We start from the raw sequence: 23,176 nt of genomic DNA, 5'->3' as shown, positions 1-23,176 counted from the left end.
ACGGTTGTGCAGAATGTACAAACCCGCAGCCGTGATCGCGGAGTACGTCTTCACGGCCCCCTGCCTGGCCGCTGTCCCGGCCGGCTGCCTCAAACTCATTGACACCCATGACATGTTCTCGCGGAGGGACAGGGGCGAGGACCTCTATTGCACCCCGGAGGAGGAACGGGCATACCTGCTCAACGGCGACGTCATCATGGCGATACAACACGAAGAAGCGAGGATGTTCAGCGCGCTGGTGCCCGAGCGCAGGGTCATCACCGTGGGAATCGATTACGACGTGATCGAGCCCTGCGATCCCGGGAACATGATCCCCGGGACCGTGTTCGTCGTCGGCTCGGACAACGGGCCGAACGTTCAGGGCTTGAACGATTTCTACACCCATGCCTGGCCGCTCATCAAGAACGGCCATCCCGCGGCGACGCTGCGCATCGTGGGAAAACTCGGCAGGGCATTCCGGGGGCTTGCCGATGTCGAATGGGTTGGCTGGACAGAGCGGATAGAGGATGAATATGCGAAGGCAGCCGTCGTCATCAACCCGACGCGCATCGGGACCGGCCTGAAGATCAAGACCGTTGAGGCGCTGTGCAACGGCAAGGCGTTCGTCGGCACCCCCAACAGCGTAGAGGGTCTCCCGGAAACGGAGCACCCCCCGTTCATCGTCGCCGGGGACTGGCCGGCCTTCGCATACGCCGTCCTGTCGCTGCTTCAATCCGAGGAAAAGAGGCGGGCTCTCGAACAGAAAGCCGTTTCCTACGCCCGTCTTCACTTCAGCCGCGAAGCGACGTACGCACCGCTGGCGGCCGCACTCGCTGAGCATCCGGGCGAAGCGAGCCGTCGTGTCCGCTTTTGCCCCCTCTGTCACGCAGCGGATTTGAAGCCCTACGGGACGATGCGGTGGACGGTCTGGGACGTTGAGTATCGGCTCGTCCAGTGCGGCGGTTGCAGGTCTGCGTTCACCGACCCCATGCCGGACGACGCGACCCTCAAGCGGCTCTATGAAACAGCGTTCGATTACCGCTGGTACCAGGATCACTACGGCGCCAAGCTCCTGGATTGTCAGCAGCGGATCGAGGAATACCGTCCCCTGATGGGCCGTCGTGTCCTCGATTTCGGCGGCGGCCTCGGGTATTTTTCCCAGATTGCGCGGAAAGAGGGATACGACAGCGTCACCTACGACCCGTACACGTCCCACGCTGCCCCGCCGGGGAACGACTGGGACACCGTGGTTGCGCTTCACGCCCTTGAGCACTCCAATGATCCGGACAAAACGATCCGCCTGATCAAGCGTCATTTGCTGCCGGGGGGGAAGCTGATTCTCGCCGTCCCCAACTTCGACAGCGAGGGGTACCGGAAGCTCGGGACGAATTGGGTCTGGGCACAGCCCCCTCTGCTCCATGTGTTCCATTTCACCGCGGAGGGCCTGCAATGCCTGCTTGAGCGCCACGGCTTCACCGACGTGACGGTTTCCTACCACGAGCGCTGGGATGCCAACCTGCACGCCGACCTCGAGGAAAGAGATCGATTCGCCGCACTCGATGCGGAGTGGGGTGCACCGGACGTGAACTCCAGCCCCGTGAAGAGAGCGCTGGTCGCCTGGAGAAACTCGCTTCTCCGGGTCGAGGCGCTGGAACGGGCTGTCGAACAGTGCGACCCCGGCAACCGGGACTATGCCGAACTGCAGGTCACGGCCACGTACGGCACTCCCGTGATTGTCAAGATCGGGGTCATCAACCAGGACCCGTCCACGCGCTACCGTCCCGACATCGCGCAATTCGAAATATCCAAGAAAGAGCTGTCATTCTCAAAATTGTTCCACTCCGCTTTCGCAACGCCCGGCCGCTATATCATGGAGCTGTTTTGCAGACTCTCTTCAATCGGAAACACCGAACCCATTCTGATTTTCAATCCCTTCTTCAAGCTCCCACCCGCAATCATCGAACGGGTGCTCGAGGAAACGAAACGGGTTGCTCTGGATCCGTACGTGACCGTCTTTGCCGACAGGCACGAGGCGCCCCTGGCATACTTCCTTCCCAAGGGAGTATCGATCGCCGAAGCCCGTTTCCTCAGCCTCCTTTCCGCCATGCACGCCGAGGTGGATTCGGCATACCTGCGCAATGCCCTGCTGGAGCCGTCCCGATGCGTCTACCTGAACAGTGTCGTGCTGAACAAGTCGGCCGCACACAATGAATTTCATTACAACGAGAATTACGATCGTATCTACACGTGGGTCACCGACTCGGCTCTTCTGGCATTGAGCAAGCACTACGGCAATCCGGTGACGAACGACACCCTGCAGCGCATGCAGCCGCGGGAAAAGGCCGAGTTGCGGCGCAGGCGCAACGCCATCCCGTTCGTGGCGATCATGCCGCATCACGCCGGCGATGTGTTGTTCCTGTCCATCGCGCTTCGCAACAGCATGTCGAACTTCCGGAAAGTGGTCGTCAGCGAGTGGTACCGTGACATCCTCGCGGAATGTGCTCCCGCGACCGAGGTCCTTTCCTACCCCTTTACCCCGACGTTGCGCAACGGCGTCACCACTCCCGACGAGGAATATTTCTTTACCATCCTTCACCATTTCAAACTGGAGGACATCCAGAACCACTTTTACTACTATTGCCGGCCCTCCCGGGAATACCGAATCTCCGATTTTCACCTGATCGACCACTACTATTTCGCTCTCGGCGCGAGCCTTCAATCGAAAGGCGATCTGCTGTGCAGCCGACCCATCGCAAGCCGGTATCTCCCGGACAGGACGGGAAGCGCCTTTCGCATCCTGCTGCACACGGAGGGTGGCTGGCCGCTGAAGACCTACCCGGAGACCCACCTGAAGGTGCTGATCGAGAAATTCCGCCGTAAAGGGTATCAGATCACGCTTCTGAGCTCCCGACCGCACGGCGGCAAGAACGTAAAGACCGTGCCGTACAGCAACCTGAAGCACTTCCGGGAACTGCTTTCCTCGCATCACCTGCTGATCGGGATGGACTCGTTCCCCGTCCACTATGCGGCGCACATCATGGGATCGCCTGCGATCTGCCTCTTTGGAAACACCAAGCCGGTTAACTCGGACGCGCCCGTGTCGGACCATTACCGCTATCTCATCGAGGACATGGACTGTCCCGGCTGTTTCGGATTCAATCGTTGCCCGAAGAACGGAAAGCCTTCCTGCGACAATTTCCCGAAGCCGGAGACGATTTTCGATTCCGCCGTGGCGATGCTGGACGAGCTTTACAATCGACGCGGACGGGTGGGTGGTTTCGAGCAGGCGTACGCGCAAGCGCGAAACATGATCGGGCATGAACCCCCCGAAAAGGCGATCGCCCGATACGAGAAACTGCTCGAAGCACATCCTGAGAAAGCGGTTCTCTATGGGGATCTGGGGGTCCTGCACCACAGCCTCCAGGACAAGGAAAAAGCCGGTCTGTGTTACGAGCGCGCAGTAAGCCTTCAACCGGAAAACGACGCATTCCGGAAAAATCTGGCGGGATTCTACTTTTCGGAGATGGGCCGGGCGGATGATGCAATCCAGATCTATCTCGATCTTCTCAAGGCACGGCCCCATGATGTCGAATCGCTCCTGATTCTCGGCAACATCTGCGCGTTGGCCGGCCGCTCCGCCGAGGCACAGATCTTCTACCACAAAGTTCTCGCTGTTGCGCCGGGCAACCGGAACGCCTGGGAGAACCTTGAAATTCTGCGAAATACGGAGGACAGTTCACGGTGAGCCATCCGGACGTGCGCCTGATTGCGCTTTATCTTCCGCAATACCATCCCATCCCGGAGAACGACCGCTGGTGGGGCAAAGGGTTCACGGAGTGGACGAACGTCGTGCAGGCCAATCCGCTGTTCCCCGGACACTATCAGCCGCACATCCCCGCAGACCTGGGGTTCTGCGATCTCCGCGTCGGGGAAACGCGACAAGCGCAGGCGGATCTGGCCAGAGAGTACGGCATTGACGGGTTCTGCTACTACCACTACTGGTTCAACGGCAGGCGCCTGCTGAACCGCCCCCTGGACGAGGTGCTCGCATCCCGCAAGCCTGATTTCCCGTTCTGCCTGTGCTGGGCGAATGAGCACTGGACGCGCGCGTGGGACGGCCGCCAGGGGGAAATCCTCATGGAGCAGACGTTCAGCGAGGAGGATGACCGGCGACACATCCGTTGGCTCCTGCGCGTGTTTCGGGACAGGAGGTATATCCGGATTCGGAACAAGCCCTTGATGATCGTGTACCTCTCGACGAGATTGCCCAACGCGGCCCGGACGGCGGAAGTATGGCGAGAGGAGGCCAGGCGGCAGGGCGAGGAACTCTATCTCTGCAAGGTTGAAAGCGCCCCGTACGAGTACGGCGATCCGCGCTTGATCGGTTTCGATGCCAGTATCGAATTCCAGCCGGACTGGGGGAACCTCGGTCCGCCTGTGAAGCGGTTGCCGAAGGATCACCTCGTCTTCGATTACCCTGCGGTCGTCGAGCGGATGCTGAAGAAACCCATCCCACCCTACAAGCGCTTCCCCTGTGTGACACCCAGCTGGGATAACTCGCCGCGCAGGGCAACGGCATCCGTGATCCTCGACCAGTCCTCTCCGGAGCACTATCGACATTGGCTTGCTTCCGTGATCAGGAAGATCGACCGGTACGACTTGGACGAGAACATCGTCTTCATCAATGCCTGGAACGAATGGGGGGAAGGGAATCATCTCGAACCCGACCTCCGATTCGGCAGGGCCTATCTGGAGGCCACAAAGCAGGCCTTGTCGGATGCATCGGCGGCAAAGCGGGGGGCCTCAGCCGGCCTCGTCTCAATCGTCATCCTCACCTTCAACGAACTCGAGTACACGAGGCGCTGCGTCGAGAGCGTCCGCAGGCACACGCCGGAGCCGCATGAGATCATCTTCGTCGACAACGGCTCCACGGACGGGACGGTCCAGTGGCTGCGGAAGCTCGTCGGGGAGAACGGGCACTATCGGCTGATCGAAAACGGCTCGAACCTCGGCTTCGCGAAGGGCTGCAACCAGGGGATCGAGGCCGCCGCGGGCGAGTTCATCCTCCTTCTCAACAACGACACCGTCGTGACCGAAGGGTGGCTCTCCGGGATGCTTGACTGCCTGAAAGGCGCGCCCGGCGCGGGCATCGTGGGCCCCCTGACGAACGCAATCAGCGGCCGGCAGAAGATGGAGTCCGTCGGGTATGCGTCGCTGGAGGGCCTGGACGGGTTCGCCCGGCTGTTCCGCGACAGACACCGGCATCGCCGCATCGAGTCGGGGCGGGTCGTCGGCTTCTGCATGCTCTTCCGGAAGGCGCTTGTGGACAGGATCGGTCTTCTCGACGAGAGCTTCGGGACCGGCAATTTCGAGGATGACGATTTCTGCCTGCGCGCGCTCATGGCAGGATACCGGAATTACATCGCCGGGGATGTCTTCGTCCATCACTTCGGGAGCCGCAGCTTCATCGGGAACCGGATCGACTGCGGGTCTTCCCTGGCAGGCAACCGAAAAATCTTTCGGCGCAAATGGAACGCCGCCGGCCGCGAGAGCGCCGAGGGAAGATTTCTGCAATCGCGAAACATCCGTGAAAAAGCCCGGGAACGTTATCAGCGGGGTGACCTGCGGGCTGCGGTCGCCGGATACGTCGAGGCCATGAGGGAAGCGCCGGGTGCGTGGGAGATCTACGGCGAACTGGCAGAGACCCTCATCGAGGCGAAGCACCACCGGGAAGCCCTCGACATTCTCGAAGCGGTCCCGGACAAGGCAAACCGCAGGATGCACCTTGTCCTTACGGGATACTGCCGCGAGGGTCTCAACGAGGACGCCGAGGCGGAAAGACTCGCCGACGAGGCGCTTGCCCTCGATGAGGGCAACGCCCGTGCGGTCAACCTCAAGGGCGTGCTCGCCTACAAGAGGGGAGACCGCCAGGGGGCGGAAACGCACTTCCGCAGGGCGGCCGCCTGCGACCCCGCATGGGGCGAGCCGCTCACGAACCTCGGGGTGCTGCAATGGGCATCCGGAAACCAGGAAGACGCCTATGGACTCCTGGAGAGGGGCTTTATCCTCTCGCCCCACGTGCCGGACTGTGCGGAACGCTACCACGCCGCGGCGGCGTCCCTCGGAAGGCAGGAGAGCGCAGCGGACCTCTTCCGCGAGGCGAGGGCCCTTTATCCCGACTGCCGCCACCTGCGGCTCATGCTCATCGACCTGCTCATCGGCCTCGGCAGGCACGAGGAGGCGATGGGGGAGATCGAGCACGCCTTGACGCTCTTCGACATCGACGACGCGTTCCTCGCGTCGGCGTTGCACGTGAGGGACCGGGTCGGCCCGCACGCCGGGATGAGGGATGCTTCGAAGAAAAAGGCACGGGTGTCGCTGTGCATGATCGTGAAGAACGAGGAGAAGCACATCGCCCGCTGTCTCCTGAGCGCCAAGCCCGTGGTGGACGAGATCATCGTCGTCGACACGGGCTCGACGGACCGCACGCGGGAGCTCAGCCGGGCTCTCGGCGCACAGGTGTACGATTTTGCCTGGACCGAGGACTTCGCCGAGGCGAGGAACTTCTCGCTTTCGAAGGCGACGGGGGACTGGGTCCTCGTTCTCGACGCCGACGAGGTCCTCTCGCCGCGCGATTACCCGGTCTTCAGGAAATTTACGGCCAAGGCGCCTGGGAAGCCCCGCGCCTTCACGATGGTGACCCGAAACTACCTCGACATCCCCCAGCAGAGAGGCTGGCAGGCCAACGACGGGCAGTATGCCGAAGAGGCCGGAAGCGGCTGGTTCCCGAGCGGCAAGGTGAGGCTCTTCAGCCGGGACAAGCGGATCCGCTTCGAAAACCGCGTCCACGAGATCGTGGAACCCTCGCTAAAGAGAATCGGGCTGAAGCCCGAGGCGCTCGCCGTCCCCGTGCATCACTACGGGAAGCTCGACCCCGGGAAGACCCTTGAAAAAGGGAAAAATTACTTCGACCTGGGCAAGAAGAAACTCGAGGACAACGGATCCGACGCCCGGAGTGTCCGCGAGCTGGCCATACAGGCGATGGAACTCGGAGACCGCGAGGAGGCCTTCGCACTCTGGTCCCGTGTCGTTTCCCTCGAGCCGGACAGCGCCCAGGCACACATGAACCTTGCTCACCTCCATCTGGAGGCCGGCAGGTATCGCGAGGCGCTCGACAGCGCAAGAAAGGCCGTGGCTCTCGACCCGGGCATGAAGGAGGCCTGTCTCAACTGCGCCATGGCGGAGTTCTACGCCGGCGACGTGACACAGACGATCTCGATCCTGGAGAGGCTGCTCGAGCGGGTCGAGAACTATCCCCCCGCCAGCGCCTTGCTGGCCGCTGCCTACCTTGTCCGAGGGGAGAGGGAAAAGGCAAGCGTTCCTCTGGCCGCACTGCGCCAAGCCGGTTTCACGGACACATCCTTCCTGCAGTCGTATGCGACGAAACTGAGACAGGCGGGACGCCCCGAGGCTGCGGCATCTCTTGCGCGCGGCGGGGCCTCACACCCGGCGGCTGACCCGCCGAGCGAGGGTTTCGCGGAGCGCCCGGCCATCAGCCTCTGCATGATCGCCCGCGACGAGGAGGCATCGATCGGCCGGGCCCTTTCGAGCGTCCGGGCGGCCGTCTCCGAGATGATCGTCGTGGACACGGGGTCGAAAGACCGGACCCGGGAGATCGCCCTTGCTTCGGGCGCAAACGTATTCGATTTCCCCTGGTGCGACGACTTCGCGGCGGCGAGGAACTTCTCGCTCTCCAGGGCGACGGGGGACTGGATCTTCATCCTCGATGCCGATGAGGCCCTCGCACCGGCGGATGCGGAGCGGCTGGTCCGGCTCGCCGCGACGGCACCCGAGGACGCAGCCGGGTTTGTCCTCCCCACAAGGAACTATTCGACCGAGATGAATGCCGAGGGATGGACGGGCAACGACGGCCTGTATCCTTCCGAGGAGGCAGGGCCCGGGTGGTTCCCGAGCAGGAAGGTCCGGCTCTTCCGCAACGACCCCCGCATCCGCTACGAGGGGGCCGTCCACGAGATGGTCGAGCCTGCCATGGAACGCCACGGCCTTCGCTGGGCCGCCTGCGACGTCCCGGTCCATCACTACGGGCCGCTTGCCGGCAGGAGCAAGGGCGAGTTCTACTACCGGCTGGGACGGCAGAAACTCGAGGCGACAGACGGGAATCCCCGGGCGGTCTACGAGCTGGCCGTCCAGGCAGGGAGGCTTCGGCGGTTTGCGGAGGCCATCGAGTTGTGGCAGCGGTATCTTTCGCTCGGCTGCCGGGATGACCTGCCCCTGGCATTCCTGAACCTTGGGCACGCCTACCTCGAAACCGGGCAGTACGGCAGGGCGATCGACGCCTCCCGCAAGGCGCTGGCCATTGACCCCGGGCTGAAGGAGGCTGCCCTGAACCTGGCCATGGCCGAATTTTACCAAGGATGCCCGGAAAAGGCAGCCGAGAGACTCGAAAGCCTCCTTTCCACAACGGGCGACTACCCGCCCGCAGCGGCTCTCCTCTGCGCCGCCTGCCTGCTCGCGGGCCGGCGCGCCGAGGCCGAGGAGGGGATCCGTGCGCTGTCGGGCCGGGAACTCAACCCTGCCGCCTTTTTCCAGGTCTACGCCGCACGCCTGCGGGAGGCCGGCCGCGGCCATGACGCCGAAGCGCTTCTTGCGGAAGCCCGCAGGCTGTGGGCGGACGCGCTGAAATGCCGCGGGCTCGAAGGCTCGCCGGAAGAGGTCGGTCAGATCATGTCGGCCCTGGGGGCCGACATCCCGCCGCTGCAGACGGCATCGGCCTCCGACAGACGGGGCGAGCCGCTCCGGCCGTGACGGGCATCCCCCGCGCACGGGAGTCACGGCGGATCCGTCTCAGGCAAATCACGGTCAAACGAAGGGGGCGGTCCGATATGTCCATCGGCCCGCCCCCCTTTGGTTCCGTCTTTCCGCCCGCGGCGGTCAGTCCTCCAGATCCCCTTCGGGAGACCCTCTCAGCCCGGCGGCGAGGTTGAGGTTGATGTTGATGATGGCGTCGAGCTTGCCCGCATTCGGGTAGGCCATGACCTCGAAGATGCGCCGGTCGATGAAGCGGCTGAGTGTCAGGATCTTCTGCCGCAGGTCCACGGGCATCGGGTGGTCCTTCCGGGTGATCTCCGCCTGGAAGATGCTCCAGACGAGCTGGTTGTAGCGCAGCGCCTCGTCGAGCATGCCGTTGCTGCCGCCGCGGGTCCAGTTCTCCTGGCAGTCGCGGAGCATGAGGGCCGCCTTCGTGAGGACCGCTGCCTCCACTTCCCGGTCCGACATGACCATCTTATGGGTGTTCCGGTAGGCCTGTACCTGCGTTTGCATGTTGAATCAACCTCTCCTCTTCGGTGATGAGTTTCCGCGTCAGCTTGAGGGCCTCGTAGTATCGGCCCCCCACGATGTGTTCGTTGATGGCGTCGACGAGATCGAGCAGGCTGGGCGCCGCCCGGACGATGTCGCGGACCAGGGTCCAGTATGTTTCCTGGTGCCCCTCGAGATTGCCCCCCTCCACGTACATGAGCTGGATCAGGAAGTAGACCCGCTTGCACGGGGTGTCGGCCTTCTCGAGGCTCATGATGTTTTTCCCGCGGAGAATCGGGACGTTGTTCTCCAGGATCCACTCCGAGCGGCTATCGCCGTTCTGGATGACGGCTCCCCCCAGGATGAACCGCTCGCGCGGTTTCAGCTCGATTCTCAGGGCCATGGGATCACTTCAGCAGCGCGACCAGCTCCGAGCGCATGGACGTGATGCTTCCCAGCGACTCGAGGGCCAGGGACTGCTTGAGTTGGATGCTCGTTACCTGCGCGGCCGTCTCGTTGATGTCGGCGCTCTCCAGCTTTTCCGCGTAGGCCTTGTGGAAGTTCGCAGCCTCCGCGTTGGACGTCTTCGCCCGGGCGATGGCGGCCGCGTCGCTGCCGAGGGCGGCCCTGCGCTGCCGCAGGATCGCCTTGGCGTTTTCGAGATTGGCCGCGATGCCGTCGAGCTTCTGCCGGCTCAGGGGTCCGCCTGCCCGCCCGTCTTCGGTCAGGTCCGCCTCGGTGAGCTCGGGGATGTTGAGACCCGTGGGCCCCGTGTGGACCTCCTGCCTCCGAATCGTCTTGACGTCGCCCTGCTCGTTGACGATGACCGGCCAGGAGTCGGGCACGTCGTTCGCGGCGGGGTCGGACATGATCGCCTGCCCCAGGTCGTCCCTCGGCGGGACCGTCAGCTGGTCGATGAGCCTCCGGATCCCGTTGAAGCTCCGCAGCATCCGGATCCGCTCCTCCGCGTTGTCCCCCTCCGGGTATGGCGGAAAGAGCTTGACCATCTCGATCATCTGGTCGAGGTGCTCCTCGATGGCGGCCATGGCCTGGTCGGCGCCGCGGATGCCGATTGCGACGGTCTCGAGGCCGGCGTTGACGGCCTGCAGGTGCCCGTCGACCGACCGCGCCTTCTGCGTCGACGCCCACCGGGCCGGGTCGTCCGCGGCGGCGTTGATCTTCCGGCCCGTCGCGATCCGCTTCGTCGCCGCGTCCATCGACGATCTCGCATGCTCGGCGGCGATCAGCGCCCGGTCTGTGGCTGCTTTGATTCCGTCCATAACACGACCTCCTGCACGGCAGGCACGGGGAGGGGCGCGGGGCCCCTCCTCGTGCCGGGCCTATGCGAGAGTCTGGTCTTGCATGGGGGCCTGATCCGAGGGGAGATAGGCGCTCCCGCTCAGGTCCCCGTTGCTAAAACAACCTCAGGACCGACTGCGCCGCCTGGGCCGAGAGGCTGAGGGCCGTCGTGCCCAGGGACTGCCGGACCTGGAGCATGAGCATGTTGGCTCCCTCCTCGTTCGTGTCGGCCGCCGTGAGGTTGGTGGCGCCCTCCGTGAGGACGTTGATCATCCCCTGCGTGAACGAGCTTCGCGTCGTGATGATGTTGAGGTTCGACGACAGGTTCTTGGCCTGTGCCCGCAGCGTGTTGAGCGCCGCGTCGAGATCCGCGATGGCGCCGCCCGTGCCGCTGATGTCGTTGACGTCCGCCCAGTTGCCGACGGCGGCATCGATCCCGAGGCTGGCCGTCGAGGCGTCGAAGCCGGAGATGGTCAGCGAGTTGGTGCCGTCCTCGTTGAACTGGACCGTGAGATCGCCCGAATCCAGGAGGTTCGTGCCCTTGTAGCCGGAGTCCTCGGCAAGCTGGTCGATCTGTGTCCGGATCTGGTCGTACTGGGCCGCCAGAACGGAGCGCTCCGCCGTCCCCGCCGAGAGGGCCGACTGGGCGATACCCTTGGCGCTCGCGATCAGGTCCGTGATGGCCTGGATGCCCGCGTTGGCCGCCTTGACCGTCTGGATGGCCTCGCTCATGCCGTCCTTGCGGACGCTGAGGTCCGTGGCGCGGTCCATGTGGGACTTGGCCACGAAGTAGTTGGTCGCGTTGTCCAGGGGGCTGTTCACCCGCTTGCCGGTGGCGAGACGTTCCTGGGTGCGGTTGAGAAGCTCGACGGTGCCCTGCAGGCTGACGAGGTTGTTCCGCATTCCGGAGGTCAAAGAGATGTCATTGATAGCCATGAATCAAGTCTCCTTTTCTGGATGTTGTGGCCGGCATTCTTGCCGGCGGGTCCGAAAGAGCGTCGGGTTCCGTGATTTGGGCTGCATGCCCGGCATGCGGCTCTCGCCGCGCTGTCGCTTAACCTCCTTTCCGGATTTCAAAGCCCTTTCACCGGTACCTATCGGACCCTTTCCCGGAAAACTTGAGCGCTATCCCTACAGATACTGCAGGATCGACATCCTGCCGATCTGGACCGACATCGCGTAGGAGGCCTGCAGGGCGGTCTCCTTCATCTTGAACTCGACGATGAGCCGTTCGAGGTCGACACCCTCCGTCGCGGACACGAGTCCCGCGATCTTGTCGTCGAGGACCTGGTAATTCTGCTTGGAAATCTGGAGGCTGCTGCGCCGGGCCCCGCTCTCGGCGACGTACTGCCGGATCGTGTCCTGGGCCGTGGTGAGGCGGTCGACCTGGGCGATGACGCCCGCGCGGTCCCCCTGCTCGAGAGCCGTCTTCAGGGACTCCAGCGCGGCGAAGAGGTCCACGGTGCCCCGGCCCCGGTCCGTGAAGGCCTCCTCCCCGGTGACGTTGTAGACCATGCGGCTGCCGCGGCCCGTGGCGACGGAGAGGTCCTCTCCGTTGCCGCTGTAGACGCCCGGGGCGTAGACGTTGACGTAGAACAGGTCGTTTTCCGCAAACCCGTCGGCCGGCCCCGCGGCCGTGAACCGCAGCACCTGCTCGTGCCCCGCCGAATCGTCCACGGTGATCGTGTCGCCCCAGGGGGCCGTCTGCACAGCGCCCCAGGTCTTCCCGCCGTCCGTGGAGATGCGGTAATCGGCCTCCCCGACGGCGCCGCCGCCGTTGACGAACTGCACGACGTAGGTGCGGTTGCTCTGCCCGCCGTAGGTGCCGCTCGACGCGTCGAGCGCCACGGTGCCCGCGAAGGCGTTGTTCGCCGCTGCTTGCGGCGCTTCCACGCGGGCGTCCGTGGTCCGGCCGCCCGCGTAGGCGTTCACGGTGAAGAGGTCGCCCGCCGTGAGGTCCGTCGTGCCGTCGTCGCCGAACCGGACCGTCAGGCCGCCGCCGAGGCTCACGATCCCCGATGCAGGCACGGCGGCCGCGGCGCCCCACGTTGCCCCGCCGTCCTCGGACACCTCGTAGGTCGCCGTGCCCGGCGCCCCGCCGGAGGCGATCCGCACGGTGTAGGTCTTGTCCGCCGTCCCCGTGTAGGTCCCGCCGGAGAAGACGGAGCCGTCGAAGCCGTTGGCCGAGTGGGCCACGGGCAGGATGATCCGCTCGAAGGGGGCCCGGTCCGTCCGCGACCCCGCGAAGAGCCAGCGGTCTCCGAACTTCGAATTGGCCAGCGAGAGGATCTCCTCGATGAGCGACCCCACGTTCTGGGCGAGGACCTGGCGGGTCTGCGAAGACTGGTCGTTGATGCCCGCCTCGCGGGCCTTGCCGATGAGGTCGCTGATGTTCTCGAGCTTCGTCTCGCTCAGCTGCAGCCACGCGTCGGCGTTTTCGATGTTGCGCCCGTACTGGGCAATGGCGTCGCGCACGCCCCGGAAATCGAGCACGCGCGTCGCCCCCACGGGGTCGTCCGAGGGCCGGTTGATCTTCTTCTGCGACGCCATCTGCTCCATGAGGGAGCTGTAGTTGCCCTGTGCCCGCCCCAGGCTGGCGATGAGCGACTCGTAACGCAGGGTCTCCGTGATTCGCATACCCAAACCTCTCTGCCCCGCCGCCCCTTACGTCATCTCCAGGAGCGACTGGAGGATCTCGTCCGCGGCCTTGGCAAGACGGGCCGCCGCCTGATAGCTCATTTGATACTTGATGAGGCTCATCATCTCCTCGTCGATGGAAACGCCCGAGGTCTGCTCCCAGGCGTTCTCCATCTGGGTCATCACGCCCGTCTCGTGCGCCTCCCGCCGGGCGGCTTCTGTCGCGTCGCGGCCGATCTGCCCCACCAGCGAGGCGTAGAATTCCCCCAGGGTGGCCACGCCGCCCATGAGGATGGAGTCCCGGATGCCGGCGATCGCCCGGGCGTTGTCCCCATCGGCTTGCACGGTCGCCGACGCGGCGATCCGGTTCGGGTCGCCCAGGACGGCGGCCGACACCCGCATGTCGCGCGCCCCCGTGGCGCCGAGGGGATCGAAGAAGGTCCCCCCCGCGTTGCGGTAACCGTCGAAGCCGGAGGCGTGCAGGGTGTTGACGGCGTCGACCATCGCACCGGCCAGGCTGTCGAGCGCGTCCTGGTAACCCTTCGCGGCCGTGTCCCGCATGCCGATGAGCCCCGCCAGCTTCCCGCCGCCGATGGTGCCGTTGATGGGGGCCGCCGGGTTGTCGGCATAGACGACGTCGTAGTAGCCGTCGCTCCGGACCTGGACGCCCAGCTGCCACGAGGCGATCCCCTGGACGAGGGACCGGCCGTCGGAGGTCAGGACGTTGACGGCCCCGCCCGCCTCCTCCACGTACTGGATATCGATGAGCCCGGCCGCTTTCTTGAGCAGCGCCGAGCGCTGGTCCAGGAGGTTGTTGACGTTCACGCCGCCGCTCAGGCCCTCGATGATCTTCCCGTTCAGGGAGGCGATGTCGGCGAGGTACCCGTTGAGCTCGCCGACCGCCGCGGCCACCTGCGTGTTGCAGTCGGCCCGGATACTGTACAATTCGCCGGCGTACTCCCGGAACATCCCGGCCAGGCTGTCCGCGGCGTTGGCCAGGGCCGTCCGCTCCACCTGCCCCGCGGGGTTGGCCGAGAGGTCTTCCCAGGCGCTCCAGAACCGGTTCATCAGCTCGTTGAGGCCCCCGCCGTCGGTCTCGTTGAAGATCGTCTCGATGCGGTCCAGGGTCTCCTTGCGGATCGAGGCCTCTCCGACCTGGGAGGACTGCTCGACCATCTGGAGCTCGATGAAGCGGTTGTAGAGCCGCTCGATCGTCGTGACCTCCACGCCGGTCTGGATGTCGCTGCCGGCCGCTGCGCCGGGGCTGGTCGCCGCCATGACGGCCCGCTGCCGGACGTAACCGGGCGTGTGGGCGTTGGTGACGTTGGCGCCCGTCACCGCCATGCCGACCTGGGCCGCCAGGAGGCCTTCCTTCGCCGTGTTGAGGATCTGGTAGATGCCGGACATGGGGTCACCCTCTCTCCGAGCAGATGCGGCCGCTCAGGCCGCTTTGTTTCAAGGCACCCGAGTCGAGGTACGTCGCGCCCCCGCCGAGGAGGCTGCCGAGGAACTCGGTGCCGGCGCGGACCCCCTCGAGCGACGCATCCAGCAGGCGCCCGTTGCGGCGGTTCGCTTCCCGGATCCGGGCGGCCAGTGCGCGCAGTTCCCGGTGGCAGTCCCGGAGGTCCCGCCCCAGGCCGCCCTGCGCGTGGGGCAGGATCGCCTGGAGCGTCAGCCCCTCTTCGTCGAGCCCCAGGGCCGACGCGATCCGGCCGACCGTTTTCAACCGGACCTCCTCCAGGAGCCGGGACTTGAGGATGCAGGTCTCCTTGCGGGCATTGCTCTCGTGGAGGCTCTCCAGGGAGGGCCTCCGGAGGATGTCCGCCTCGAGGGCGACGGCCTCGGCGAGTTCGCCGTAGACCTCGACCTCCTTGCGGAGAACGGACAGCAGGGAGCCCAGGAGGGTCTCCAGGTCGGCCCTCCCCTCCGGTTCGTGGGTCATCTGCAGATTCGGGTTCAGCATGGCGCACCTGTCCTGCGTGGCATGGCCGGCCGTCGGGCGGGCCGGCTTTGCGGGAATCCGGCGGGGGCCGTTTCCGGCGCCCCGCCCTTCCTTACGTTCTGCGGACGGTTTCGGGATACGGACGGGTCTGGAGCCCTTGAGTTGTAACGGGGGGAATCAGTCCGATTCGCTCAGGAAAGGACATCGAGCAGCGACTCTCCCACCATCTTCTCGGCAACCTTCTCCGCGTCGACCTTGTAGGTGCCCTTCTCGATCTGCTCCCGCAGGTTCTGGACCCTGTCCTCCCTGACGTCGGGCAGGCTCGAGACGGCATTCTTCAGGCTCTGCACGTCCTTTGCCGTGGTGGAAAGATTCACCTTTTCCTCGGGTACGAGATTGGCGGCGCCGGCCTTCTCCGGTTTCTCCTGCGCACGGTCCTCGACCTTGTCGGCCTTCTGGTAGTGCTGGATCATCTGGAGGGTGGCGTCGTCGACTTTGGAAATCTTCATTTCGTACACCTCTGCGGGAATCTTAACACACTGATCGGCAAAACCCTAGTCCGTCTTTAGCGTTTTTTTCACGGCCGATTCCGGCGGTTCCGCCCCGGCGGCCTCCCCCGGTTTCACGACCCCCCGGGGCTGCCTCAGCTGCTCGTAGAGAATCTTCTGCAGCCCGATCCCGCCCCGGCGGGCCAGGTCCTCGGAGAGCTTGTGGTCCATGATCATCGTGTAGGTGTCTTTTCCGGGCATCCGGGTCGTGGCAGTGCTCTCGGGGATGGTCTTTCGCATCGTCTGAAAGATGTAACTGATGAACAACGCTTCGAAATCGGCGCAGGACTTCCTCAGTTTCCGGTCCTTTTCCTCGTCCTCGGGGGAAGCGGCGTCGGCCCGGGCCGACATCCGGGCCAGGTTCTGCGTCGCCAGGGGCGGAATATGCCGGATTTCTTCCATGTTCAGCGCTCCTACATCACCTTCAGGTCGGCCTGCAGGGAGCCCGCGGCCTTGATGGTCTGAAGAATCTGGATGAGGTCCCTCGGGGTGACGCCCATGGCGTTGAGGGCGCGCACCACCTCCTGGATGGTGACCCCCCGGGGCACCACGGTGAGGGATCTCTTCTCCTCGGACACGTTGACCTGGCTGCTCGGGGTCACGACGGTCTGGCCGCCGGGGCCCATCGTCACGCCCCGGCCTGCGTCGACGGCGCCTCCCGTGCCCCGCGGGGCAAAGGGCAGGGGCTGGGAGACGTTGAACTCCTCCCGGATCTGGAAGCTGAGGTTCCCGTGCGCCACGGCGATCGTCGAGATCCGGACGTTTTCCCCCATGACGACGGTGCCCGTCTTCTCGTTGAGCACGACCACGGCCGGCGTGTCGACGGAGACGTCGAGGTTCTCGATGGCGGACAGCAGACTCACGATGCTCCCCTTGTAGGAGCTCTTCACGGTGATCACGGCGGAGCCCGAGTCGACGAGCTGCACGTCCACGTCCCCGACCCGGGAATGGATCGTCGAGGCCAGCCGGGTGAGCGTCGTGAAGTCGGGCTGGTAGAGGTTCACCGTGAGCTGGCGCGTCTTCGTGAAGTCGTACTGGAGCTCCTTCTCGATGAGGGCCCCGTTGGTGATGTAGCCCACGGTCGTGTGGTTCTTCGCCACGGCGCTGCCCGAGCCCGAATTGGCGCCCGCCACGAAGCCCCCGATCACCACGGCGCCCTGCGCCACGGCGTAGATCTCGCCGTCGGCGCCCCGGAGCGGCGTCATGAGAAGCGTGCCCCCCAGGAGGCTCTTGGCGTCGCCGACGGAGGAGACCATGACGTCGAGCTTGGAGCCCGCCTTGGCGAAGGGCGGCAGAACGGCGGTGACCATCACGGCGGCGATGTTGTTGGACTTGAGGTCCTTGTCCCGCATGGCAAGGCCCTGCCGGGCGAGCATGTTCGAGAGGGTTTCTTTCGTGAAGCCGTTCTTGATGCTGTCGCCCGTGTTCATGAGGCCCACCACGAGGCCGTAGCCGACGAGCTGGTTGTCCCGGATCCCGCCGATCGAGGCGATGTCCTTGATCCGCGCCGCCCCGGCCGGGACGGGCATCAGCAGGCAGGCCGCCAAGGCGAGCACAACCCCTGTGAGAATTCCCCTGTTCATGCGATTCCGGCTCATCTTCATCCCCACCGTCAGGTATCCATTCTTGCAATTTTGTTGCCCATATGGCCGTTTCGATTGACCTTTTTCAATATTCGACCGGTCGTTGCCCAAAGCCTGTTGCCTGATGCCTGAAGCCTAAAACGGCCACACCCAGTCCACGACCCGCGTCAGCCAGCCCGGCCGCATCTTGTCGTCCACAACCCCCTTGCCCGCGTAGACGATCCGGGCATCGGCGATGTACTGCGAGTAGACGAGGTTGTCCGTCGTGACGTCATCGGGCCGGATGATCCCGGTGATCACCATGAACTGGTCCTCGGCGTTGACCGTGAGCATGCGGCGGCCCTCGATGACGAGGTTGCCGTTGGGCAGCACCCGCACGACGCGGGCGCTGATGCGGCCCTTGAGGCTGCCGTCGCGGTTGGTCTTGCCCTCGCCCTTCAGGGAGCTGTCCGCAGCGCCGCCCAGGGAGTAGCCGGCGACGAACCGCTTGTCGGGGTTGGTCTGGACGAACCCGGTGATCCCCGCCGTGGTCGACGTCTGGCGCTTGGTGTCCGTGTTGGCGTTGTTCTCGCCCTCGGCCTTCTCGTCGACGACGATCGTCACGATGTCGCCGATGTTGCGGGCCTTGCGGTCGGTGAAGAGCAGGTTGTTGGACGTCGCCCCCGGCCAGATGGAGCCCGGGGACGGCGTCTGCCTGATCTCCTGCGGCGCCGGGGGAGGAAGCACGACGGGCTCGCGGTTCATGGCGGCGTCGTAGCTCGTGGCCAGGCAGCCCGTGAGCAGCAGAAGCAGGGTCATCGACAGAGCGGTGCGGAAGACTTTCATGCGCTTGCGCCTCCCTTTCTCAGAAGTCCACGCGGACGAGGGCGGTGCCCATCACCCGGGCGAAGATGATCTTTTTCGACGACACGTTCTGGACCCGGATGAGGTCCCCCTGGCCGCCGTCCTCCTGGCACAGGCCGACGGCGGAAATCGTCATGGGGCCGCTCTCGAGGACGATGCGGACGACCTCGCCCTTCTTCACGACGGGCACCGAGCGCAGCATCTGCCGCGTGATCTCCGTGCCGGGGTTGAGCCGGGCCGTCGCCCTCTTGCCCACCGCCTCGCCGGCGTCCGCCAGGGTCCCCGTGGTGGCCGTGTCCATCCACTTGCTCGTCACGGTCACGTCGTCGGGCCTGATGACGGCGTCGCGCAGGATGCCCCGGGTGCTGACGACGACGTCGGTGAGGACCTCGATCCGCACGCGCACCGTCTCCTCGCGGACGACGGTGTCGCCCTTCGAGAAGCGCACGGTGAAGGACGTGCGCCCGATGTACTGCTCGCCCGCGCGGCTGCGGACCTGGATGTCGGTGGGCCCGCCGGCGACGGACACCTCGGGCATCGCGCCGAAGAACTCGACGCGCACCCGGTCCCTCGGCCAGGGCGCGTTGTCCTCGACGTGCTTTTTCACGGCTTCCTTGATCGCCTTCTCCCCGACGGGCGCCGCCCCGCAGTCGGCCGCGACGCCGCACGCGCAGGCAAGGGCGATCAGGAGGACGGCAAGGGCGGACAGGGCGTGGGGGCGTTTCATCGCGTCTTACCTCTTGAGGTTGTTGACCATGGCCAACATGTTGTCGGCCGTCTGGATGGCCTTGGAGTTGATCTCGTAGGCCCGCTGGCCGACGATCATCTGGACCATCTCGTCGACGACGTTGACGTTGGACATCTCCAGGAAGGTCTGGGAGATGGTCCCGAAGCCTTCCGTGTCGGGGTTTCCCGTGACAGGCTCGCCGGAGCCGTCGGTCTTGGCGTAGAGGTTGCGGCCCAGGTTCGTCAGCCCCGCGGGGTTGGCGAACTTGGCCAGCTCGAGGCGGCCCGAGGCGAGGGTCGCACCGCCCTTGTCCTTGGCCGTCCAGGTGCCGCCGGCATCGACGGTGAAGGTGACCGTCCCCGTGGGCACGGTGACCTCGGGGATCAGCTTGAGGCCCTCGGAATTCACGAGGTAGAGGTCCTTGCTGATCTTCCAGCTTCCGGCCCGGGTGTAGAGGGTCTTGCCGTTGCCGTCGTCGACCTGGAAGAAGCCGTCGCCCTCGATGGCCCAGTCGAAGCGGTTGCCCGTCTGCTGGTAGTCGCCCTGGGTGAAGGTCTTCTGGATCGACGTGAGCTTCGAGCCCAGGCCCACCTCCATGCCCAGGGGCAGCGCCGTGCCGGACGTGGTGCCCACGCCCGCCTGCCGGCTCACCTGGTACATGAGGTCCTGGAACTCGGCCCTGGAGCTCTTGAAGCCGGGGGTCTGGACGTTCGCCAGGTTGTTGGCGACGACGTCCTGGTTGATCTGCTGGGCCAGCATGCCCGTGGCCGCCGTGTACAGAGATCGGATCATATCGAATCCTCCCAAAAGGGCTTTCGCCTTTAGCCTTTTTCCTAAATGCCTGTTTTTACGTCAGCTTGCCGATCCGGCCCGTCGCCAGTCGGTCCTGCTCGCTCATCGTCTGCATGATCTTGAGGTAGGCCTCGAAGGAGCGCTGGATGTCGATCATCTCGATCATCTCCTTGACGGCCTGGACGTTGGAGGTCTCGAGGTAGCCCGAGCGGACCTCCGGGTTTTCCAGCGCGGCCTGCTCGGCCTTGTCGGAAGCCTCGAAAAGACCGGCTCCCCGCTTCACGAGCGCGTCCTTCTTCTTGAAATCGACGATCTTCAGCTTCCCCACCTCGCTGCCGTCGACGCTGACGGCCCCCGCATTCGAGATCTGGATCTTCTTGCCGGAAATCGTGATCCTGCCGCCCTCGCCCAGCACGGCGTCGCCGGACTGGGTCACGAGCTCCCGGTTCTGGTTGAGGGTGAAGCTGCCGTTGCGCGTGTAGCGCTCGCCGTCCTTCGTCTCGATGACGAAGTACCCCTCCCCCTGGATGGCCACGTCGAGAGGGTTTCCGCTCTTCTGCAGCGTCCCCGGCGAGTGGTCGACCAGGACGACGGGGTCGTGGCTGAAGCCGTCCTCGGCCATGGGGTCCGTCCCGGGCCTCCGCACGAAAATCAGCCGCTCGGCCTTGAAGCCCGGCGTGTTGGCATTGGCCAGGTTGTGGGTCACGTAGTCGTGCTGGGAGAGCTTCTTGACGGCCGCGCTGACCGCCGTGTTCACACCGTACATCATGGCAATCGTTTCCGCTCCGGGTGGTGTCGACCCCATAGGAGGCAACGGGCGTGCCATCGAAGACAGGCAGAAGGCACAAGGCTCAAGGCACGAGGAGGGAAAAGAGAGGAGAAGGCCAACTAGTTGAATTTCAAGGATTTATCATCGGAAGGGACTTTGGTCGGTCGACGGGCCGAAGGGGTGCAGACCCTGGGCCTGTGAAAAGAGGCGGGTAATTCTGGGCGGGGCGGGAAAATATTGCCTGCGGGGTCTCCATCGGGCGGTGCGCTTCTCTGTCCCTGCCCTGTTCCCCCGATCCTCTACTCTTGCCCCCTGTCTTCCCGGTACCTCTCGTTGGCGGAGTAGACGAAGGCGAGGATCTCCGCCACGGCCCGGTAGAGTTCCGGGGGGATCTGCCGGTCGATCTCGAGCCGGCTCAGGATCTCGACGAGGGCCCTGTCCTCGCGCACGGGGATGTCGTGGCGCCGGGCAAGCTCGATGATCTTTTCGGCCACGGCCCCCCTGCCCTTCGCCGTGAGCCTCGGGGCGTCTCCCGTGGCCGCATCGTAGCGGAGCGCCGCCGCGATCTTCTGTCTCTGCTGCCTCGTCTCGCCGATCGGGGGTGCCTTTCTTCTCACGAGCCTCTTCCCTTATGCCTTATGCCTTTTGCCTTGCGCCTCTTCCTACGCAAATACGCTCAGCACGGCGCCATCGCCGCAGATTGCCTCCCGGAGGCGATCCTGCATCGTCTCTCGGACCCGGCGGTCGACGAGCACCTCGAGGCCCGCCACGCGGTACCCCGCCCGGACCAGTTGATCGTTGAGTGCAGGGAGCAGGCCCGCGACGAACGACGCCGCGTCCGCGCCTGCGCAGTGCACGCTGCACGTCACCGTGTTTGCGCTGAAGTGCGCCTGCGCCATCACGTCGCCCAGGGCGTCCATCTCGAGGGCGAAGAGCACCCGGAACGCCCCGCCCCGCCCGCCCGGGAGGGCGCGCTGCCCGTCGCGCTCGATGAGGATGCTCGCGTTTCCCACATGACCGGCCATGAGGAGGGGCACCTGGAACAGCAGCTTCCCCTCGCCCTGCTGGAGGTGGACGTCGAGGAGCTGCCGGCCCTCGATCGCCCGCAGGGCCTTCTCCAGGGCCGGGATGAGCGGGCGGGCCGTGCCGGTCTCTACGGGGGCGGGTTCGCCCGTCCCGGGGACCGCCTGGAGTTCGCGGAGGCCCCGCATCAGGCTTGTCTTCAGGTTGGCCGGCAGGGATGTCTGGCGGTCTCCGGGCTTTTCCAGGATCCTTCTCAGGTCGCTCTCCGTGAGCAGGCCAAGCGTCCGGGCGAAGTCGGTGAGCGAGAAGCCCTCCCCGATCCGCTCCCGGCCCGGCAGGACCGCCCTGAGCGCATCGAGGATCGCGGCCAGGAAATCGGGGCCCGCCTGCGGGGCGGCGCCGCCCGTCCTGCCGCCGAGAACCGCGGCCAGCTCCGCGAGGCTCTGGGTGAGCGCGGCGGGGTTGGACCGGAAGGCCCGGAGCTGCTCCGCGATCAGGCGCTCCTCGGCCGAGGGCACAACCGACAGCACGACCCGGGGAAGGAGGCTCTCCACCCGCGCGGTCAGCGTCTGGCCGGGACGCAGCGCCGGGGCCGCCTCGGCCGTCAGGTGCGTTTCGCCCGCGCGGATGAGAAGCCGCCCGTCGGCCAGCCGCTCCAGTACGCGGACCTCGACGGTCTGGCCCGGGGACATGCCCGGCGGCGGCTGCCCGGTCCGGATCTGCAGGACCGGTTCGTCAGCGGGCCGGAGATGGGTGGGGAATTGGACGCCGGGGGTCATCAGCGGACGTCAGCGCTGCGGCGGGCCAGGTCCAGGATGAGGCGGATCTCGCCTTCCGTGAGCCCGAGGCTCCCCGCGATCTCCGCCGGGGTGAAACCCTGGCCGGCGAGCCGGAGGACCTCGTCGCGGTCCCGCTCCGGACGGCTCCCGGCGGCGCCGTCACCGGCCTCGTCGAGCCTGTCGATCTGCGCGGAAGCCGCCTCCATGCAGTCCCGCAGGCGGGCCTCCTTCTCGTCGATGGCGCGCGAGATGTCCCGGAGGGCCCTCTTGCTCTCCTCCATGGCCCCGATCAGCGCCGTCGTCGCCTTCTGGGAATCCTCGATGACCCGCTTGAGCTCGGCCAGGCTCGCGGGGTCGACGCCGGAAGGCCTGCGCCTCAATTCGCGGTTGACCCTGCCGAGGATGAAGACGACGGCCACGCACAGAACCACGTCGGCCAGCACCTGGATGGCGAAAAAGGTTTTCGGGTCGATGTCCATGATGCCCATGGGTTGGTTGCCGCCGCGGATGCCTTGCGATGACGGGATGACGAATCAGACCCGGATGCTGATCCGGCTGCCCTGGCCCTCCGCGGGGCTGTCTTCCTGACCGGCCGCCGGGCGGGGCTTCTCGTCGGACTGCCGGGGCTCCCGGGCCGGTCTGCGCCTCCGCTCCCTTTCCTCCTCGCGCTGGACCCGGGCCTTCTCGGTCTCGTCCGATTCCTTCACCTTCTCCTTGAGCAGCTTCTTCTCCTCGGTCGTGTGCGCGGCCACGTAGCGCTGCTGCAGGTCGGACTGCTGCTGCTGCGTCTGCTGGATTCTCTCCACCGACGTCGTCTGCAGCAGGATCTGCTGTACATCGACCGCCCTCAGCATGACCGGATCTCCCCTTCCCGGCGGGTGCGTCCCCGGGAAGCCGTCCCCTCGAACCTCGCGGGGGGCCGGGAACCGTCCTGACG

At 65.5% G+C, this 23,176-nt stretch carries 20 protein-coding genes and 4 pseudogenes; 6 read left to right on the top strand and 18 right to left on the bottom strand.

Features of this window, described 5'->3' with window-relative positions:
* Positions 1-223 precede the first annotated feature (223 nt).
* From HPY67_13535 to HPY67_13510, 6 genes and pseudogenes are all read left to right on the top strand, one after another.
* A complete protein-coding gene (locus HPY67_13535; GenBank protein NPV05743.1) occupies positions 224-3,724 on the top strand; it encodes a methyltransferase domain-containing protein in 3,501 nt (1,166 codons plus the stop codon).
* Positions 3,721-4,752 (top strand): annotated as a pseudogene (locus HPY67_13530) (glycoside hydrolase family 99-like domain-containing protein). The gene HPY67_13535 and the pseudogene HPY67_13530 overlap by 4 nt, the downstream one beginning before the upstream one ends.
* Positions 4,753-5,379: 627 nt before the next feature.
* A pseudogene (locus HPY67_13525) lies at positions 5,380-5,763 on the top strand (tetratricopeptide repeat protein).
* Between the two features lie 414 nt (positions 5,764-6,177).
* Positions 6,178-6,627, top strand: a pseudogene (locus HPY67_13520) (glycosyltransferase family 2 protein).
* A 474-nt stretch (positions 6,628-7,101) separates the two neighbouring features.
* Positions 7,102-7,776, top strand: a pseudogene (locus HPY67_13515) (glycosyltransferase).
* A gap of 102 nt (positions 7,777-7,878) precedes the next feature.
* Positions 7,879-8,805, top strand: coding sequence for a hypothetical protein (locus tag HPY67_13510; GenBank protein NPV05742.1), 927 nt, complete (start codon positions 7,879-7,881; stop codon positions 8,803-8,805).
* 126 nt (positions 8,806-8,931) lie between these two features.
* Here HPY67_13510 and flaF read toward each other — a convergent pair whose 3' ends face one another.
* The 18 genes from flaF to HPY67_13420 all read right to left on the bottom strand — a co-directional run bounded on the left by flaF (position 8,932) and on the right by HPY67_13420 (position 23,093).
* Positions 8,932-9,321, bottom strand: coding sequence for a flagellar biosynthesis regulator FlaF (gene flaF / locus HPY67_13505; protein ID NPV05741.1), 390 nt, complete (start codon positions 9,319-9,321; stop codon positions 8,932-8,934).
* Positions 9,284-9,700: a flagellar protein FlbT gene (locus tag HPY67_13500; protein ID NPV05740.1), complete on the bottom strand. Its 417-nt coding sequence runs from the start codon at positions 9,698-9,700 to the stop codon at positions 9,284-9,286. The genes flaF and HPY67_13500 overlap by 38 nt, the downstream gene beginning before the upstream one ends.
* A gap of 4 nt (positions 9,701-9,704) precedes the next feature.
* Positions 9,705-10,577, bottom strand: coding sequence for a hypothetical protein (locus HPY67_13495; GenBank protein NPV05739.1), 873 nt, complete (start codon positions 10,575-10,577; stop codon positions 9,705-9,707).
* A 133-nt stretch (positions 10,578-10,710) separates the two neighbouring features.
* Positions 10,711-11,532: a flagellin gene (locus tag HPY67_13490; protein NPV05738.1), complete on the bottom strand. Its 822-nt coding sequence runs from the start codon at positions 11,530-11,532 to the stop codon at positions 10,711-10,713.
* Between the two features lie 195 nt (positions 11,533-11,727).
* Positions 11,728-13,233 carry a hypothetical protein gene (locus HPY67_13485; GenBank protein NPV05737.1) on the bottom strand — a complete coding sequence of 502 codons (1,506 nt, stop codon included), beginning with the start codon at positions 13,231-13,233 and terminating at the stop codon, positions 11,728-11,730.
* A 27-nt stretch (positions 13,234-13,260) separates the two neighbouring features.
* The gene (gene flgK / locus HPY67_13480) at positions 13,261-14,640 is read right to left on the bottom strand and encodes a flagellar hook-associated protein FlgK (protein ID NPV05736.1); all 1,380 of its coding nucleotides are present in this window, start codon (positions 14,638-14,640) and stop codon (positions 13,261-13,263) included.
* 4 nt (positions 14,641-14,644) lie between these two features.
* A complete protein-coding gene (locus tag HPY67_13475; GenBank protein ID NPV05735.1) occupies positions 14,645-15,196 on the bottom strand; it encodes a flagellar protein FlgN in 552 nt (183 codons plus the stop codon).
* 170 nt (positions 15,197-15,366) lie between these two features.
* The gene (flgM, locus tag HPY67_13470; GenBank protein NPV05734.1) at positions 15,367-15,684 is read right to left on the bottom strand and encodes a flagellar biosynthesis anti-sigma factor FlgM; all 318 of its coding nucleotides are present in this window, start codon (positions 15,682-15,684) and stop codon (positions 15,367-15,369) included.
* 45 nt (positions 15,685-15,729) lie between these two features.
* Positions 15,730-16,125 (bottom strand): hypothetical protein, encoded by a 396-nt coding sequence (locus tag HPY67_13465; protein ID NPV05733.1) that lies wholly within the window; start codon positions 16,123-16,125, stop codon positions 15,730-15,732.
* Positions 16,126-16,136: 11 nt separating this feature from the next.
* Positions 16,137-17,306 (bottom strand): flagellar basal body P-ring protein FlgI, encoded by a 1,170-nt coding sequence (locus HPY67_13460; protein NPV05732.1) that lies wholly within the window; start codon positions 17,304-17,306, stop codon positions 16,137-16,139.
* Positions 17,307-17,441: 135 nt separating this feature from the next.
* Positions 17,442-18,131, bottom strand: a complete 690-nt coding sequence (locus tag HPY67_13455) for a flagellar basal body L-ring protein FlgH (GenBank protein NPV05731.1) — start codon at positions 18,129-18,131, stop codon at positions 17,442-17,444.
* Between the two features lie 19 nt (positions 18,132-18,150).
* A complete protein-coding gene (flgA, locus tag HPY67_13450; GenBank protein ID NPV05730.1) occupies positions 18,151-18,876 on the bottom strand; it encodes a flagellar basal body P-ring formation protein FlgA in 726 nt (241 codons plus the stop codon).
* 6 nt (positions 18,877-18,882) lie between these two features.
* Positions 18,883-19,668 carry a flagellar basal-body rod protein FlgG gene (gene flgG, locus HPY67_13445; GenBank protein ID NPV05729.1) on the bottom strand — a complete coding sequence of 262 codons (786 nt, stop codon included), beginning with the start codon at positions 19,666-19,668 and terminating at the stop codon, positions 18,883-18,885.
* A gap of 55 nt (positions 19,669-19,723) precedes the next feature.
* On the bottom strand, positions 19,724-20,437 hold the full coding sequence (flgF, locus tag HPY67_13440) for a flagellar basal-body rod protein FlgF (protein NPV05728.1): 714 nt from the start codon (positions 20,435-20,437) through the stop codon (positions 19,724-19,726).
* A 299-nt stretch (positions 20,438-20,736) separates the two neighbouring features.
* Positions 20,737-21,033, bottom strand: coding sequence for a flagellar biosynthesis protein FlhB (locus tag HPY67_13435; GenBank protein ID NPV05727.1), 297 nt, complete (start codon positions 21,031-21,033; stop codon positions 20,737-20,739).
* Positions 21,034-21,099: 66 nt separating this feature from the next.
* On the bottom strand, positions 21,100-22,239 hold the full coding sequence (locus HPY67_13430) for a hypothetical protein (protein NPV05726.1): 1,140 nt from the start codon (positions 22,237-22,239) through the stop codon (positions 21,100-21,102).
* Positions 22,239-22,727, bottom strand: a complete 489-nt coding sequence (locus HPY67_13425) for a hypothetical protein (protein ID NPV05725.1) — start codon at positions 22,725-22,727, stop codon at positions 22,239-22,241. The genes HPY67_13430 and HPY67_13425 overlap by 1 nt, the downstream gene beginning before the upstream one ends.
* 45 nt (positions 22,728-22,772) lie before the next feature.
* Positions 22,773-23,093: a hypothetical protein gene (locus tag HPY67_13420; GenBank protein NPV05724.1), complete on the bottom strand. Its 321-nt coding sequence runs from the start codon at positions 23,091-23,093 to the stop codon at positions 22,773-22,775.
* Positions 23,094-23,176: the final 83 nt, after the last annotated feature.

The organism is Syntrophaceae bacterium (assembly GCA_013177795.1).
GTDB lineage: Bacteria > Desulfobacterota > Syntrophia > Syntrophales > UBA2192 > UBA2192.
This window is presented reverse-complemented; position numbering and strand designations above follow the sequence as displayed.

What these genes read in the sequence shown, in the direction of transcription:
- HPY67_13425 (NPV05725.1), bottom strand. Translation starts at nt 22,727, where the DNA reads ATGGGCATCATGGACATCGACCCGAAAACCTTTTTCGCCATCCAGGTG.
- HPY67_13500 (NPV05740.1), bottom strand. Translation starts at nt 9,700, where the DNA reads ATGGCCCTGAGAATCGAGCTGAAACCGCGCGAGCGGTTCATCCTGGGG.
- flaF (NPV05741.1), bottom strand. Translation starts at nt 9,321, where the DNA reads ATGCAAACGCAGGTACAGGCCTACCGGAACACCCATAAGATGGTCATG.
- HPY67_13485 (NPV05737.1), bottom strand. Translation starts at nt 13,233, where the DNA reads ATGCGAATCACGGAGACCCTGCGTTACGAGTCGCTCATCGCCAGCCTG.
- HPY67_13465 (NPV05733.1), bottom strand. Translation starts at nt 16,125, where the DNA reads ATGGAAGAAATCCGGCATATTCCGCCCCTGGCGACGCAGAACCTGGCC.
- HPY67_13430 (NPV05726.1), bottom strand. Translation starts at nt 22,239, where the DNA reads ATGACCCCCGGCGTCCAATTCCCCACCCATCTCCGGCCCGCTGACGAA.
- HPY67_13420 (NPV05724.1), bottom strand. Translation starts at nt 23,093, where the DNA reads ATGCTGAGGGCGGTCGATGTACAGCAGATCCTGCTGCAGACGACGTCG.
- HPY67_13455 (NPV05731.1), bottom strand. Translation starts at nt 18,131, where the DNA reads ATGAAAGTCTTCCGCACCGCTCTGTCGATGACCCTGCTTCTGCTGCTC.
- HPY67_13510 (NPV05742.1), top strand. Translation starts at nt 7,879, where the DNA reads ATGAATGCCGAGGGATGGACGGGCAACGACGGCCTGTATCCTTCCGAG.
- HPY67_13495 (NPV05739.1), bottom strand. Translation starts at nt 10,577, where the DNA reads ATGGACGGAATCAAAGCAGCCACAGACCGGGCGCTGATCGCCGCCGAG.
- flgM (NPV05734.1), bottom strand. Translation starts at nt 15,684, where the DNA reads ATGAAGATTTCCAAAGTCGACGACGCCACCCTCCAGATGATCCAGCAC.
- HPY67_13535 (NPV05743.1), top strand. Translation starts at nt 224, where the DNA reads ATGTTCAGCGCGCTGGTGCCCGAGCGCAGGGTCATCACCGTGGGAATC.
- HPY67_13490 (NPV05738.1), bottom strand. Translation starts at nt 11,532, where the DNA reads ATGGCTATCAATGACATCTCTTTGACCTCCGGAATGCGGAACAACCTC.
- HPY67_13460 (NPV05732.1), bottom strand. Translation starts at nt 17,306, where the DNA reads ATGAACAGGGGAATTCTCACAGGGGTTGTGCTCGCCTTGGCGGCCTGC.
- flgK (NPV05736.1), bottom strand. Translation starts at nt 14,640, where the DNA reads ATGTCCGGCATCTACCAGATCCTCAACACGGCGAAGGAAGGCCTCCTG.
- flgG (NPV05729.1), bottom strand. Translation starts at nt 19,668, where the DNA reads ATGATCCGATCTCTGTACACGGCGGCCACGGGCATGCTGGCCCAGCAG.
- flgF (NPV05728.1), bottom strand. Translation starts at nt 20,437, where the DNA reads ATGATGTACGGTGTGAACACGGCGGTCAGCGCGGCCGTCAAGAAGCTC.
- flgA (NPV05730.1), bottom strand. Translation starts at nt 18,876, where the DNA reads ATGAAACGCCCCCACGCCCTGTCCGCCCTTGCCGTCCTCCTGATCGCC.
- HPY67_13475 (NPV05735.1), bottom strand. Translation starts at nt 15,196, where the DNA reads ATGCTGAACCCGAATCTGCAGATGACCCACGAACCGGAGGGGAGGGCC.